Origin of the sequence: Niveispirillum cyanobacteriorum, from assembly GCF_002868735.1 — a bacterium.
Lineage (GTDB): Bacteria > Pseudomonadota > Alphaproteobacteria > Azospirillales > Azospirillaceae > Niveispirillum > Niveispirillum cyanobacteriorum.
On sequence record NZ_CP025611.1, the window covers coordinates 2,375,724 to 2,390,071 of the forward strand.

Sequence of the window (14,348 nt, forward strand, 5' to 3'; positions counted from 1 at the left end):
TCCGGCTTGCTACCAAAGGGTTAGATTACCTTATGGTTTTGCAGGCGACGCTTGATCGCGCTGCCGGTCGGCCAGACGGCGTGACAATTCGGTCAGGCAATCCTCTCGCGTCGGACGATAATCACGGGCCGCCCACCACCCTTCCAGCGATGCCAGCATCACCCCCACCTCCGGTCCGGGCGGCACGCCCATTTCCAGCAGGTCGCGGCCCTTCAGGGGGAAGGGCACCACGATCCAGGTCGCCGCCTCCGCCAGTGCCTCCAGCAGCTCCACAGCAGGTGTTCCCCGCGTCGCGGCGGCCAGCAGCAACAGGTCGCGGTAGGTTTCCGGCCCCAGTTTCTGCAAGGCATGGCGGCGGCTGGTGACCGTCAGGTCGGGATGCACATCGACTGGCGGGGCGCAGAGCGACAGGAGATAGTCACGGTTGGCATTCGACAGGCGCATCCGTTCCGCCGTGTCCGCCGCCGCCGACAGGCCCGATGGCAGCAAGGCCGCCAGATGCGCCATGGGATGCGCCTCTCCCACCAGCCATTCCAGCCGGTCGAGTGCGGCCAGCCGCGTGACATTGGTGGCATGCGGCAGGGTCTGCGCCACTACCCCGCAATCGATCATCAGGCGCCAGACCTCCACCATCCGGTCCTGGGCCAGGATACGCATCACCTCTTGCTGCACCCGTTCGCCCGACAGGGATGGCAGCAGCGGCGCCAGGGTGGCACAGGCGGCCAGGGCATCGGGGTCGGGCCGCCCCTGGCCGAACCGGGCATGAAAACGGAAGAAGCGCAGGATGCGTAGCACATCCTCGGCAATCCGTTCCCGCGCCTGACCAATGAAGCGCACGCGGCCGGCCTTCAGGTCGCGCACCCCGTCGAACGGATCGTAAAGCTCCCCCTCCGGGGTCAGCGACATGGCGTTGAAGGTGAAATCGCGGCGGCTGGCATCTTCCAGCCAGTCATCGGTGAAGGACACGACCGCGCGCCGCCCATCGGTTTCGACATCACGGCGCAGCGTCGTGATCTCGAACGACGATCCCTCCGTCAGGGCGGTGACGGTGCCATGCTCAATGCCGGTGGGGATGACGCGGATACCGTCCTGGCGCAGGCGGCGCGTCACTTCTTCCGGCACAAGCGGTGTGGCGATGTCGATATCGGCGGCCTGGATACCCAGGAACGCATCCCGCACGCAGCCGCCAATGAACCGCGCCTCCTGCCCCGTACGCATCAGCGACTGCATGACCCGGCGGGCCGCCGTACCCGACATCAGGCCGACGGGGCCGGGATGGGTCGGCGGGGCCGTATCCGGGTCAGCGGCGGCGTTCATGGCCTCATGCCTTCAGTCCGAAGAATTCAAGCTGCCAGTTCATCTCGCTGTCCGACATCGGGTAATGGGTGCCTTCCCGTGCATTCAACACCGATGTCGGCGGAATGTTTGCCACCCGCAGCTGTATTTGCCGGCACAGGCGCATGGACAGCTTGGCCCGCCAGCACAAAGCCGTCACACCGCGCGCGCTCTGTCCGCCGATAATCTTGTCCACCGCGTCGATGGGCACATTACCGCGCACCGACAGCGAGGCCAGGACGAAGGCGCGGTCGCCCTGGGTCAGGGCAGCGGCCACCATATCCTCGTCCAGCTTACCGGCGGCATGGGCCTTGCGCGCCCGGTCCATGGGGCGCTCCTTGGGCGCTTCCTCCGGCGCGTCATCGCCAATGCCCAGCGGTTCCGCCCCACCGCCTTTATTGGCGTTGCGGGCGCGTTCCTGCACCGCGCTGCGCACGGCCGCCCGCACATCAGGCGGCAGGTCGGTGCGGTTTTCCAGCACGCGCATCAGCTGTTCGCTGACGAAGCCCACGATACGGGCCGCCGCCTTGGGTGGCAGGGCCGGGCGGCGGACCAGCGGGCCGTGCCAGGGTTCGAACCGGGGCGCCATGTCGATGATACGGTCCAGTGTCTCTTCCCGGATCTGGGCCGACTCGTTGCCCAGCAAGGCCGCCACTGCCGCTTCCGACTGTGTGCGGGCCACGGCCTCCGACACGCCGCCCGACAGGCCGGCACGCTGGGCAATCGCCACCAGCTTGCCATCCATGGGCTGGCTGCCGATGATCGACAGCAGGTCGTCATCGGTCAGCAAGGGCGAGAAGCGCAGAACGGGACCCGATACCGACAGTTCCAGGTCGCGGGCCAGTTGCTGGATCAGGTGCGGCGGCGCGCCCGGCTGATCCTTCAGGGTTTCGGCCACGACGCGGCGCACGGCGGAGGCCTGGTCCTTGGCCAATGCCTCCACAATGTCCATAGTCATGCGTTCAAGCTGTCCCACCCGGTCGGCGGGCAGGGTGGGCACCAGCAGCGCGATCTTGCGCGCCAGACCCGACCGCACCTCCTCGTCCGGGTCGCCGCAAAGCAGCAGGTCGGCCTGACGCGGCGTGGCATTGTTGCGCGCAATCTCGCGCCGCACCTCGGCACTTTCGTCATTGGCCAGATAGAACAGGAGTTCCGGCTTGGTATCGGCGCGTGACGCCACCATCCGGCGCTGTCCGGCGTCATCGCTGGCCGCCAGCTTTTTGGCGGTATCGTAATCCAGCGGCGAGGTGGGGGTGGAACCTTTCATTTAAGAACCGTATCCCGTTCTCAATCAGCCGTGAAGGCCGGGGACAGGGCGCGATGGCCCTTGCCCATGCGTTTGGCAGCATACATACCCTGGTCACCCCGGTCGACAAGGCCCTGTGCCAGCTCGCCCGAGCCACCGCGATAGACCGCGACCCCCACCGAGACGCCGAGGGGCTTTTCGGGTGAGGCCGACAGGGGACGCAGGAATTCCGCGGCTTCGCGCAGCAGGCGATCGGCCACGGCGACGGATTGTGCTTCGTCCACGCGGTCGATCCACAGCACGAATTCATCCCCGCCGAGACGACCGCAAAGGTCGCTGGGCCGGGCCAGCGTGCCCAGCAACTCACCCACGGCGCGCAGCACATCATCGCCCGCCCCATGGCCCAGCTTGTCGTTCACAGCCTTGAAATTGTCGAGATCGAAGTAAAGCAGGGCAGACCCGCCCCCTGTCTGCTTGTCCAGACGGCTTTCCAGCAGCTCCATGAAAGTACGACGATTGTAAAGGCCGGTAAGTCCATCGCGCTCCGACAGGGTCTTCAACCGTTCCTGGTAGCGGGCCTGGGCCACGGCCACACCCACCTGGTCGGCGATGGCCTGGATCATCGAGAAATCATCCTCGCTCCAGTCCAGCCCATCACCGCGCCAGACCAGGATGGCGCCATTCACCTCGTGCCGGAACAGGGTGCGGGTGGCCAGCAAGCGATAGCCATTCACCGATGCCGTGATCGGTTCAGCCTGTTCGGCCACCTGCTCCAGGAAGGGGGGGATGGCCTCCACAATATCGGGTGCCATGGCCAATTGCGCCGCAGCCTCCGCGAAGGCGTCACCGGTGCGGGCGTACAGCCGCGCGCCGCCGGCCCCGGTCGCGTTAACGGCCACGCCGACCGCGATCTCCAGCGTCTTGCCCGGGTCCACGTCGTCGCGGGTGGAGGAGACGATATAGCCCAGATATTTTTCACGCAGACGGACCTGGGCCAGCTCCATGCCCTTCACCCGCGCCTCGGTAATGTCGCGGCAGGCACCGCGCGCGCCGATCCAGTCCCCCTGCGGCCCGACCAGGGGCACGGCAGAGGAGATGAGGCAAGCCGCCTCCCCATCCTTGGCCCGCAGCCAGACCTCGGTCCGTTCAATCCCGACAGCGGTATCGAAGGGCAGCGGCTGATCCGCGAAATCGCCCAGCACGAATTCCGACGGGTGCCGCCCAATCAGATCATCGGGGTGATAGCCGATGGCGCCTGCCGCCGACACGAAGACAAACCGCCCGTCCGGCCCCACTTCCCAGGCGAAGTCGGACGAGATATCAACCAGATCCTTGTAACGCTGCCGGCTTTCGGTCAGGGCGTGGCGCAGGCGGCGTTCCAGCGTCACTTCGCGGCCCAGGCACAGCACGCCGCCATCGGACAAAAGGACGGTGGTGAATTCCACAACACCCGGCCCGCTGCCCGTTTCCACTGGCACCGACCGGTGCGGTTCCGACAAGGGCCCGCCGGACGCTGCCCATCGGCCCAATTCAATCAGCCAGCCATCATGCCGGTCTGCCAACTGCCGTGCACCGGCATTCAACGCCAGGGGTTGCCCCTGCCCGTCCAGCGTCAGGCCGGGACCGGGCCAGCCCTCCAGCAGGGCAGGCAGGGCCACAATATCAATGGCATCGGCAGGGCCGGGGGTGGATGACAAGGCCGGGGCGCTCCCGTGGTAACCAATTCTCGCTGATCCAGTGGTAACGCACCGGAGCCTTGCGGTCCATTGCCCTTGCGGTCAGATCAGCGGTTGATCATGTTACAATCATGACAAACGCTTATCAGACCGCCACCACCCCGCTGGCTGCTCCCCTTGCCGACCGTTTTGGCCATGTCGACCATTGGGTCTTCGACCTGGACAACACGCTGTACCCGGCCCATTGCAACCTGTTCGCCCAGGTCGATGTGCGCATCACCGATTACATCGCCCAGGCGTTGGGCATGGAGCGGGAGGCAGCGCGGTTGAAGCAGAAGGAATATTACCGGCTGCACGGCACCTCACTGCGCGGGATGATGATCGACCATGGCATGGACCCGGCACCGTTCCTGGCCTATGTCCATGATATCGACGTGACGCCCGTGGCCCCATCGCCCTTGCTGGCTGACGCGTTGAAGGCGCTGCCGGGTCGCAAGGTGATCTTCACCAACGGGTCGGTGCGCCATGCCGAGAATGTGATGGCAAGGCTGGGTGTGGCGGACCATTTCGATGGCATCTTCGACATCGTGGCCGCCGATTACGTGCCCAAGCCAGACCCGGCCCCCTATGCCACCATGATCCGGCGCTTCGGGATCAATCCCGCCCGTGCCGCCATGGTGGAAGATCTGCACCGCAATCTGCTGCCGGCCGCCGCCGCCGGCATGACGACCGTTTGGGTGCGCACCGACAGCGAATATTCCCACCCCGATCCCAGCGCCCATGCCCATCCCGGCGACCATGTGCACCATGTCATCGCCGATGTGGAGGCATGGCTGGCCGAGATCACGGCGCATCTGCGGTAAGGGTGTTTTCGCGAACGATCGTGCGGGCATGGGCGCCTTGCTTGAGGCTTCGTTGACACCCACTGTGCCCACCCCCAAAGTCCCCGCCGATCCTTCCTAAACTGAACATCAGGACCACCAGCGATGAGCAGCTTCGCCGATCTCGCCCGCACCATCGACCAGGCCTGGGAAGACCGTGCCAACCTGGGTTTTTCCACCACCGGTGACGTGCGCGACGCCGTCAACAAGGCCCTGTCGCTGCTAGATGGCGGTGAGGCGCGGGTGGCGGAAAAGCTGGACGGGTCCTGGGTCGTGAACCAGTGGCTGAAGAAGGCCGTGCTGCTGTCCTTCCGCCTGAATGACAATGCCATGATCTCGGGCGCGCCGGGCGGGGCCAGCTGGTGGGACAAGGTCCCGTCGAAGTTCGATGGCTGGGACGAGGCGGGCTGGCGTCAGGCCGGTTTCCGCGCCGTGCCGGGCAGTGTGGTGCGCCGCAGTGCCTATATCGCCCCCGGCGTGGTGCTGATGCCCAGCTTCGTCAATGTCGGCGCCTTTGTCGATAAGGGCACCATGGTCGACACCTGGGCCACGGTTGGTTCCTGCGCCCAGATTGGCAAGAACGTGCACCTGTCGGGCGGCGTCGGCATCGGCGGCGTGCTGGAGCCGCTGCAGGCCGGCCCTGTCATCATCGAGGATGATTGCTTCATCGGCGCCCGGTCGGAAGTGGTGGAAGGCGTGATCGTGGAACAGGGTGCGGTCCTGTCCATGGGCGTGTTCATCAGCGCCACCACTAAGATCATCGACCGCACCACGGGCGAGGTGTTCGTGGGCCGCGTGCCTGCCTATTCCGTCGTCGTCCCCGGCAGCCTGCCGGGCAAGGCGCTGCCCGACGGCAGCCCCGGCCCGTCGCTGTCCTGCGCCGTGATCGTGAAGCGCGTGGATGCGCAGACCCGGTCCAAGACCTCCATCAACGACCTTCTGCGCGACTGATCAGATGCCCGCCATCGGCGCCCTGACCCTGCTGGTGCGGGATTATGACGAAGCCATCGCCTGGTACCGAGACCGGGCGGGGTTCACACTGATCAGCGATACCGACCTTGGCGGCGGCAAACGCTGGGTTTTGATGGCACCCAAGGGGGCCATGGAAACCCGTCTGCTGCTGGCCCAGGCGGTGGGGCCGGAACAGGAGGCGCAGGTCGGCCATCAGGCCGGCGGGCGCGTCTTCCTGTTCCTGCATACCGACAATTTCGCCCGCGACCATGAAGCGATGGTGGCGGCGGGGGTAGAGTTCCTGGAGGAACCGCGACACGAGGCCTATGGCAGCGTCGCCGTGTTCCGGGATCTTTATGGGAACAAGTGGGACCTGCTTCAACTGCGTTAAGGCCACGCGCACTATCCGCTTTCCGACCCCCGGTATCTTCACCACCGCAATTCCGCCCCTTTCAAAGTTCATGCACATTATTTGCACCGGGCGGGGGCCTCGGGGTATCAAGGCGGCGTATCTTTACAAAGGGATTTTGGACATGTGCGGCATTGCGGGTTTCCTGTCGAACCTGACCTGGCATCGGGATAACGACGTTTCCTGGATCGCCTTGCTGGCCGATGCGCTGCGCGATGCCGGGATCGGCCACTTGGCCGGCATTGATGCCGTGCTGGACCAGTTGCATGCCCGATTTGACGACCTGATGGCCTTTGCCACGCATCTGGCCCTGGTCGAACGCGCCGACCTGCGCGACCGCCTGACCCAGGCCGCCAGCCGGGTTGAGGGGCTGGAGGCCGAGTTGAAGGCCAGCCCCATCGCCCGCGACCCCGCCGCCGAACGCACCGCCGAGCGCCTGCGCGATTATGGCTGGCAGCTGCGCAACGAGGTGCTGGCCAATATCGACCGCACCCTGTCGCTGATCGGGGGCGTGCCGACCCCGGCCCGGGCTCAGCATTTCACCGCTTGGTCCATCGAACAGGTTCTGGAGAACCTGGACCGGCTGGAGGTGCGCGGGCGCGACAGTGCCGGCGTGGCGGTTCAACTGCGCCTGCCCGGTCCCGTCTCGGACGGACAAATGGCGGATTGGCGCCGTCTGGCGGCATCCACCGGGCGCGATAGGTTCGATGCCGATGGTGCCGTCACCATCCATGCCTTGCCCGATGGTGGGGCCACCGCCCGCTTTACTTACAAGGTCGCACAACTGATCGGGCAGCTGGGCGATAACGGGGCCACCCTGCGGGCCAAGGTGCGGGCCGACGCCTTGCTGTGGTCCATCGCTTTGCAGGCCGATCAGGTGGCGATCCTGGCCCATACGCGCTGGGCCTCGCACGGGGCCATCAACCTGCCCAACTGCCACCCGCAATCGGGGTGGCTGGCGGGCGACAATGCCCCGACCCTTGTACCCGATGCCGACACGATGTGCGTGCTGAACGGCGATATTGATAATTACCGGGGCCTGAAGGACGGTCTGGTGCGCGGGGCGGGACATGAGGTTCCGGCCCAGGTGACCACGGATGCAAAGATCATCCCCGTCGCTTTCCGCCTGACGCCGGGTAACAACACGCCCGACCGTTTCCTGTCGGCGCTGCGGCAATTTGAAGGCTCCGTCGCCATCGGCCTGCTGCACCCGACGGAGCCGCAGCGGCTTTATTTCGGGCAGAAGGGCAGCGGCCAGTCGCTGTTCCTGGCGCAGGTGCGCGACGGTCTGATCATCGCGTCGGAAAATTACGGCCTAGCCCCCCGCGCCCGCGCCTCCATCGCCATGGCCAAGGTGGAAAAGGGCGGGTTGCAGGTGACGCTCTCCACCCTGGATGGCGAACCGGCGATCACGGCCCGCACCATCGATGATGGTGTGGATACTGAGCTTAAGCCCGAAACCATCGAGATTTTCAGCCGCGACATTTTCCGGGGCGATTTCGCGCATTTCTTCGAAAAGGAAGTGCATGAAAGCGCTACCTCGGTGCGCAAGACGCTGGTGGGCCGCTATACCCGCCAGGGACGCGCCGCCAGCTTTGATCTTGGCCCCGATGGCATCTGGGCCGGATTGCGCCGCCGTCTGGCCGACCCGGCAAAACCCGCCATCCGCCGCATTTTCGTGACCGGTCAGGGCACCGCCGCTATCGCCGGCATGGGTGTCGCCCATCTGCTGCGCCAGGCCCTGCCCGGCACGTCGATCCATGTGGAAGCGGCCAAGGCGTCGGAACTGTCCTCCGACCTGGATGGTGTGCGCCTGGACGACGCCATCGTCATTGCCATCAGCCAGTCCGGCACCACCACCGATACTAACCGCACCGTCGATCTGGCCCGCGCGTCGGGCGCCTGGATTCACGCCATCGTCAACCGCCGAAACAGCCCCTTGGTCCGCAAGTCCGACAGCCATCTGTTCACCAGCGACGGGCGCGATATCGAAATGGCGGTCGCCAGCACCAAGGCCTTTTACAGCCAGGTGGCCGCCGGCAAGCTGACGGCACTCTGCATCGCCGATACGCTGGGCACCCTGTCGCTCACGCAGATCCATGATGAGTTGGTAGCCCTGGAAGGCCTGCCGTCGCGCATTCAGGAAGTTCTGGACGAAGAAGACCTGATCGCGGCCTGTGCGGAACGCTATGCGCCGCAGAACCGCTATTGGGCGGTCGTCGGCAACGGCCCCAACAAGATCGCGGCGGAAGAGATCCGCATCAAGCTGTCGGAGCTTTGCTACAAGTCGATCCCTGTCGATTTCACCGAAGACAAGAAGCATATCGACCTGTCGACAGAGCCGCTGACCCTGGTCATTGCCAATGACCTGCCACCCTTGCTGGCCCAGGACACCGCCAAGGAAGTGGCGATCTTCAAGGCCCATGCTGGCAAGCCGCTGGTGGTGGCCGCCAAGGGCGAGACCTGCTTTGATGCCTATGCCGAGGCGGTGATCCGCGTGCCGTCCGCAGGGGCGGGGCTGGATTTCGTGCTGGCGACCGTCGTCGGCCATCTCTGGGGCTTCCACGCCGCCCGCGCCATCGACCGCCGGTCACAGGGTTTCCGCGCTCTGGGTGTGGCCATCGAACAGGCGTTGGTGGAAAGCGACCGTCCGCTGGCCCCCATCATCGACGCCATCGCCGTGGAACTGCGCCGTGTGGCCGATGGCGAACAAGACGCGGCCCTGCCGCCGCGCGCCGTGGCGCAACTGGCGGCGCTGTCGGTGTCGCTTGCCACTGCCGATGCATCCAACCGCACCGCCCTGCTGTCGGGCGGGGTGGAGCTGATGCGCAAGCTGTTTGAAGAAACCAGCCGTCCCGTCGATACCATCCGCCATCAAGCCAAGACGGTGACCGTCGGCATTTCCCGCCCGGCCCGTGAAGTTGCGCCCACCATCCTGACGGCGCTGACCTCGCTGGGCGTCTCGCATGAGGCGCTTGCCGAAGCAGACCGCCAAACCCTGATCGCCTTCTCGTCGGTCCTGACCAATGTTGCTGGCGGCATCCTTTACGGCCTGAAGGGTGAGGGCAAGGACGGGGTGCCGGTCCTGGCCGCCACCACACGCATCGGCGTGTCGGAGGGCAAGGCATCAGGCTATGATGGCGGTCGCGCTGCCACGGGCAGCAAGCGCCGCGCCCTTCGCCTGGGCCGCATCATCTTTTCTGCCGGGAACAAGGCCGATGAGAATCTGGTGCTGATCCCGTTCTTTGCCGGTGCCGACTGGCGCGTGGCGGGGCTGGCCATGCTGCATACCGACCTGATGGAACAGGCGTCCTTGCAGCAGAAGACGGCCCTGCTAAAGGAATTGCAGCTCTACGAAGACCTGTTCGACGCCTATCACGATGCCGTGCACGGCGAAGACCGCGACTTTGCCGCCTTCATCGCCCGCGTCAGCCCCCGCGACCTGCTGTTCCGCAGCCCGGCGGAACTGGTGCGGGGGTAATCCCCCCTTCAATTCCATGGCACCACCGGCATCACCCCCACCACGATGGGGCCAACGGAAAGCTGCCGGTTCTGCAGGGTGATGGGCACCGACAGGACGTCGCGCCCATCATCGCTGCGCCGTGTCAGGCCTTTCAGGCCCTGTTTCATCACGGCCAGCCGGTCCGCCGGGATGTTGCCACGCGCACCCATGACGTCGATCAGGGCATCCGCCCCCGACAGTTCCGCCGTGCCCGCCCCTTCCGGCTGCATGTCACGGTCCAGCGCCAGGGTGGCGTTGGCGCGCAAATCCATCCCGCTCCACAGCACGCGGAAGGACCGGATATCCAGGGTGCCGCCGCCATCACGCCACGCCGTCATCCCCTCCACGCTGGGTTTGGTGGGCAAGGGACCGCGCGGTTCATAAGACAGGGCCACCTGATCAATACGCTGCTGCAAAGGCGCTGGCACCGCGCCGGGCAGGTCCAGGCCGGAGATGACCAGACTGGTCTGACCCTGGCTGTCGGTGGGTCCGGTGGGCGGCTGGGACGGGGCGGTCCAGGTCAGGGTCAGGTCATCGGCCTTCAACGGGCTGTTCCCGCCTTCCAATCCAGCCATCACCGACAGAAACGTCGCCTTCACCTGCTTGGGCTTGCCATTCAGGCCCAGGCTGGCCTCCACCACCATACGGCCAGCGCTGCCGGTCATAGGATCATGCCGGGCCGATCCCGCCAGATTGAGGCGTACCGGTGCCGTGGAGGACAGGGTGACATCCATAGGTGCCCAGGCAAAGGCGCTGGCTGTCACCGCGCCGGTTTCCAGCACAGTCCCGCTGGGCCATTGCGCCCGCGCACCAGATAGCTCCACGGTGAGCGTCAGCGGGAAACCTCCCACCACCGCATCACGCAGGTCCAGCATCACCCCCTTTTCCGCCATCGCCTTGGCCGGGGCGTCGGCCAGGGCCGTGCGTACCCGCCAGGCCAGCGTCGACCACCAGGCCGTATAGGCCAGCAGCAGCAGGATGGCGACGGAAAGGGCCAGGAACAGGGCGCGGTAACGATGCAGCATGGGGATATCCGCGTTGGCACGGGGGGCGGGCTTGCGTTACCATTTTGCGATTGCGAGATGGAGCCGGCAACCAGGAATGAGCGACAGCGCCCCCGTCCCCGATTTCGACCACCCGCCCGGCACCGACCTGTGGGTCTTTGCCTATGGTTCGCTGATGTGGAATCCGGGATTCGCCTTTGTGGAACAGCGTGAAGCGCTGCTGCGTGGCTACCATCGTGGCTTCTGCATCTACAGCCATCAACATCGGGGCACGCCCGAACGGCCCGGTGCCGTGCTGGGTCTGGACCGGGGCGGGTCCTGCCGGGGCCGCGTCTATCGGGTCGCTGCCGATGCGGTGCCCGGCGTGCTGGATTATCTCTGGCAACGGGAAATGGCCTACCGCGTCTATATCCCGCGCCGGCTGCGGGTGAAGACGGCGGAGGGCGATGTGCAGGCCCTGACCTTCACCGCCGATCCCGACCACCCGCAATATTGTGGCAGCCTGGGTCTGGATGGCACCGCCGCCCTGATCCGTCAGGGGGTGGGGCAGTCGGGCCGTAATGTCGATTACCTGACCAGCCTGATCGACCATCTGGCCGAACTGGGCATCCGCGACCGGGGTTTGGGTGAACTGGCAGCAAGGGTGTAAAGCCATGGGACAAGAGGCCACCATCACCGCCACCTGGAACGGTACCACCAGTCATGGCAAGGCCATGCTGGAAGGCGACCACCTGCTGCTGCGGGGTGAGACACGGGTGAAACTGATGCTGGCCGACCTGACGGGGGCCAATGTTGCCGGCGATGATCTGGTGCTGACCACGCCCGATGGCACCCTGTCCCTGGCGCTGGGTGCGGCCAAGGCCGCCGATTGGCTGCACCGTATCCAAAATCCCAAGACTGTGCTGGACAAATTGGGCGTCAAGGCCGGGCAGCGTATCGCCCTGCGCGGACAGCCGCCCGACCCCGTTCTGGCCGCTGAACTGTCGCGCGGTGGGGTGACGGGCGATGCCGGTGATGATGCCGACCTGATCCTGCTGGTGGCCGATGCCGTCGCTGATCTTGACGCGGTGTCTGCCATTGCCCCCGGCTTGGGTCTCAAATCCGGCTTGTGGATCATCTATCCCAAGGGGCGGCGCGACATGACCCAGGAGGATGTGTTCACCGCCGGGCGCGGTGCCGGGCTGGTTGACAACAAGGTATGTGCGGTGTCACCCACGCATACGGCATTGAAATTCGTGCGACGGAAGGCGTGAGACAGGGATGAGTGCGACACCCCCTATGAAGGCTGTGATCATCCCGGTCACGCCGTTCCAGCAGAATTGCTCCATCATCTGGTGCACCAAGACCCTGCGCGCCGCCGTGATCGATCCCGGCGGCGGGGTGGAGGAAATCCGTAAGGCCGTGGCGCAAAACGGGCTGACGGTCGAACGCATCCTGGTGACCCACGGCCATGTCGACCATGCCGCCGCCGTGGCCGACCTGAAGGACCTGCTGAAGGTCCCGGTGGAAGGCCCGGCCATTGAGGATAATTACTGGATCATCGCGTTGAGGGAACATGGGGCCGGTTACGGCATGCCCTATTCCCGGCCCTTCACGCCCGACCGTTGGCTGGTCGATGGCGACACGGTCACGGTCGGTGACCTGACCCTGCAGGTGCTGCATTGCCCCGGCCACACGCCGGGCCATGTCGTGTTCTTCCACGAACCGTCGCGATTCGCCATTGTCGGCGACGTGATTTTTGAAGGATCGATCGGACGCACCGACTTTCCCGGCGGTAATCTGGAGGATCTGGTGCGGTCCTGCCGGGAAAAGCTGTTCCCCTTGGGTGACGACATCACCTTCCTGCCAGGCCATGGCGGCCTGTCCACCTTTGGTCGTGAGCGGCAGAGCAATCCCTATGTCGGTGACCGCGCCGTGGCCGGAAAGCGCTGAAAAGGAACCCCCGGCATTGTGGGGACAATGCCGGGGGGACAAGCAGGCCCGCATGAGGGCGACAGGCCCGCACCCATCCCGGCTGTCGTGGGGCCGCCAGCCGGGGGGAAAAGGTCAGAAGCAGTTCGATAGACAGAACGCGGCCCCACATCCGATCATCCCTTACCCCCTGTCAAAATCGAGCTGGGTCCGGGCCGGTGCGGCACCTCTGCTGGCTGCTCCTGACAGCACCTTTAGCGCGACCTGAACGATGTTCAAAGTGATTTTTATCACAGTCGAGAAAGTTTTTGAACTCTGCTCAAAAAAGATAAACCAGACCCCGAAACGCGAAGCCCCCGGCACCGTTGGGGCGGTGCCGGGGGCGACGAGGGCGGGCCTGTCATGAGGGCGGATTCAGGCCCGCCAACCATCCCGGCCGCTGTGGGGCTGCGGACCGGGATGGGGGAAGCGCTTCCTGAAAACCTTAGAAGCGGTAGGCAACGCCCACGCGCACCTGGTTCTCACGGAAGTTGGTGTTGTCGTAGTTGACGTAGTTGTATTCGGTCCGGACCAGGACATTGTCGGTCACGGCATATTCCAGACCGCCGCCCAGACGATAGCCGTCCAGGTTATCGCTGGCCTTCACCTGGGTCGCACCGGTGCCGACGGTGACGTCGTAATTGGTGCGCTGCCAGCCGGCGCGGGCATAGAGCAGGGTGCTGTCATTCAGCAGGTAACCGGCACGGGCCGACAGACCCCAGCTCTCATTGGCGTCCAGCTTGGTCGGCAGACCGGCGACCGTGCCGGCATTGCCCGACAGGCTGGCCGAGCCGATTTCGGCTTCGGCACCGAAGTAGAACTGATCGAAGGTCTTGCCGTAGCCGGCATAGGCACCATACAGCCAGCCGTCACTGTCGATATCGGCGCGGGCGGCACCGGAAGCAGCGGAAGCATTATTGTCCGTGTAGCCGGTGAAGGCACCGACATAGGCACCGTCGAAGGGCGACTGCGCCAGCGACGGAGCGGCGCCAACGGCGACCAGTGCAACACCACCAAGCAGGGCAGAAGCAATACGCGACATTTTTCTCTCCATATGTGGTACCACAAGGCACAGTTCATCTGTGGCGCCAATGTTTAGCGCTTCCTTGAGGACCATTTGGCTCACTCGTTATTGCGATTGTGGCGATTTCTTGTTCGAAACCGTCATTCATCATCGCGGTGAGGACTGTGTAGCGGATTTTGAACGACGTTCGATGTGCGATTCATCACAGAAGCCATGCAGTTGATTGATGGCGGCCATCCGCACCTCCGTCTTGAACGCATGTCCCCCAGCCCCCATCAGCGCCGATAAAGCGGTATCAACGATTCCGCTTTCGCCGATTGGAAACCTGCCCTATATCGGCCTGGGATATGGGGCGGGACCGGCGGGGGCC

General features: G+C 65.2%; 12 protein-coding genes. 7 read left to right on the forward strand and 5 right to left on the reverse strand.

The features are described 5' to 3' along the window. Positions 1-30: 30 nt before the first annotated feature. Genes C0V82_RS11005 through C0V82_RS11015 form a run of 3 tightly spaced genes read right to left on the reverse strand, consistent with a single transcriptional unit; the run spans position 31 to position 4,278 of the window. Positions 31-1,317 (reverse strand): CCA tRNA nucleotidyltransferase, encoded by a 1,287-nt coding sequence (locus tag C0V82_RS11005; RefSeq protein WP_102112386.1) that lies wholly within the window; start codon positions 1,315-1,317, stop codon positions 31-33. A gap of 4 nt (positions 1,318-1,321) precedes the next feature. Beyond that, positions 1,322-2,602, reverse strand: coding sequence for a DUF2336 domain-containing protein (locus tag C0V82_RS11010; protein ID WP_102112387.1), 1,281 nt, complete (start codon positions 2,600-2,602; stop codon positions 1,322-1,324). 20 nt (positions 2,603-2,622) lie between these two features. Further along, complete coding sequence (locus C0V82_RS11015; protein WP_245924066.1) at positions 2,623-4,278, reverse strand: sensor domain-containing diguanylate cyclase; 1,656 nt, start codon at positions 4,276-4,278, stop codon at positions 2,623-2,625. 110 nt (positions 4,279-4,388) lie between these two features. On the opposite strand from C0V82_RS11015, the gene C0V82_RS11020 reads away from it, so the two are divergent. The 4 genes from C0V82_RS11020 to C0V82_RS11035 all read left to right on the forward strand — a co-directional run bounded on the left by C0V82_RS11020 (position 4,389) and on the right by C0V82_RS11035 (position 9,979). Continuing rightward, entirely contained in the window at positions 4,389-5,120 is a 732-nt protein-coding gene (locus tag C0V82_RS11020; RefSeq protein WP_102112388.1) for a pyrimidine 5'-nucleotidase, read from the forward strand. A gap of 123 nt (positions 5,121-5,243) precedes the next feature. Next, the gene (dapD, locus tag C0V82_RS11025) at positions 5,244-6,089 is read left to right on the forward strand and encodes a 2,3,4,5-tetrahydropyridine-2,6-dicarboxylate N-succinyltransferase (protein ID WP_102112389.1); all 846 of its coding nucleotides are present in this window, start codon (positions 5,244-5,246) and stop codon (positions 6,087-6,089) included. A gap of 4 nt (positions 6,090-6,093) precedes the next feature. Continuing rightward, on the forward strand, positions 6,094-6,480 hold the full coding sequence (locus C0V82_RS11030) for a VOC family protein (protein ID WP_102112390.1): 387 nt from the start codon (positions 6,094-6,096) through the stop codon (positions 6,478-6,480). A 142-nt stretch (positions 6,481-6,622) separates the two neighbouring features. Further along, a complete protein-coding gene (locus C0V82_RS11035) occupies positions 6,623-9,979 on the forward strand; it encodes an SIS domain-containing protein (RefSeq protein WP_102112391.1) in 3,357 nt (1,118 codons plus the stop codon). An 8-nt stretch (positions 9,980-9,987) separates the two neighbouring features. Here C0V82_RS11035 and C0V82_RS11040 read toward each other — a convergent pair whose 3' ends face one another. Further along, positions 9,988-11,025 (reverse strand): DUF2125 domain-containing protein, encoded by a 1,038-nt coding sequence (locus C0V82_RS11040; protein WP_102112392.1) that lies wholly within the window; start codon positions 11,023-11,025, stop codon positions 9,988-9,990. Positions 11,026-11,101: 76 nt separating this feature from the next. Here C0V82_RS11040 and C0V82_RS11045 point away from each other — a divergent pair, with 76 nt between their 5' ends. Genes C0V82_RS11045 through C0V82_RS11055 form a run of 3 tightly spaced genes read left to right on the forward strand, consistent with a single transcriptional unit; the run spans position 11,102 to position 12,936 of the window. Further along, positions 11,102-11,653 (forward strand): gamma-glutamylcyclotransferase, encoded by a 552-nt coding sequence (locus tag C0V82_RS11045; RefSeq protein WP_102112393.1) that lies wholly within the window; start codon positions 11,102-11,104, stop codon positions 11,651-11,653. A gap of 4 nt (positions 11,654-11,657) precedes the next feature. Continuing rightward, entirely contained in the window at positions 11,658-12,257 is a 600-nt protein-coding gene (locus tag C0V82_RS11050; protein WP_102112394.1) for a DUF3052 family protein, read from the forward strand. Positions 12,258-12,264: 7 nt separating this feature from the next. Next, positions 12,265-12,936, forward strand: coding sequence for an MBL fold metallo-hydrolase (locus C0V82_RS11055; RefSeq protein ID WP_102112395.1), 672 nt, complete (start codon positions 12,265-12,267; stop codon positions 12,934-12,936). Positions 12,937-13,399: 463 nt separating this feature from the next. On the opposite strand, the gene C0V82_RS11060 is transcribed toward C0V82_RS11055, so the two are convergent. Beyond that, complete coding sequence (locus C0V82_RS11060) at positions 13,400-13,996, reverse strand: outer membrane protein (protein WP_054170494.1); 597 nt, start codon at positions 13,994-13,996, stop codon at positions 13,400-13,402. Positions 13,997-14,348 lie beyond the last annotated feature (352 nt).

What these genes read in the sequence shown, in the direction of transcription:
- C0V82_RS11060 (WP_054170494.1), bottom strand. Translation starts at nt 13,996, where the DNA reads ATGTCGCGTATTGCTTCTGCCCTGCTTGGTGGTGTTGCACTGGTCGCC.
- C0V82_RS11010 (WP_102112387.1), bottom strand. Translation starts at nt 2,602, where the DNA reads ATGAAAGGTTCCACCCCCACCTCGCCGCTGGATTACGATACCGCCAAA.
- C0V82_RS11020 (WP_102112388.1), top strand. Translation starts at nt 4,389, where the DNA reads ATGACAAACGCTTATCAGACCGCCACCACCCCGCTGGCTGCTCCCCTT.
- C0V82_RS11040 (WP_102112392.1), bottom strand. Translation starts at nt 11,025, where the DNA reads ATGCTGCATCGTTACCGCGCCCTGTTCCTGGCCCTTTCCGTCGCCATC.
- C0V82_RS11030 (WP_102112390.1), top strand. Translation starts at nt 6,094, where the DNA reads ATGCCCGCCATCGGCGCCCTGACCCTGCTGGTGCGGGATTATGACGAA.
- C0V82_RS11005 (WP_102112386.1), bottom strand. Translation starts at nt 1,317, where the DNA reads ATGAACGCCGCCGCTGACCCGGATACGGCCCCGCCGACCCATCCCGGC.
- C0V82_RS11050 (WP_102112394.1), top strand. Translation starts at nt 11,658, where the DNA reads ATGGGACAAGAGGCCACCATCACCGCCACCTGGAACGGTACCACCAGT.
- C0V82_RS11055 (WP_102112395.1), top strand. Translation starts at nt 12,265, where the DNA reads ATGAGTGCGACACCCCCTATGAAGGCTGTGATCATCCCGGTCACGCCG.
- C0V82_RS11045 (WP_102112393.1), top strand. Translation starts at nt 11,102, where the DNA reads ATGAGCGACAGCGCCCCCGTCCCCGATTTCGACCACCCGCCCGGCACC.
- C0V82_RS11035 (WP_102112391.1), top strand. Translation starts at nt 6,623, where the DNA reads ATGTGCGGCATTGCGGGTTTCCTGTCGAACCTGACCTGGCATCGGGAT.
- dapD (WP_102112389.1), top strand. Translation starts at nt 5,244, where the DNA reads ATGAGCAGCTTCGCCGATCTCGCCCGCACCATCGACCAGGCCTGGGAA.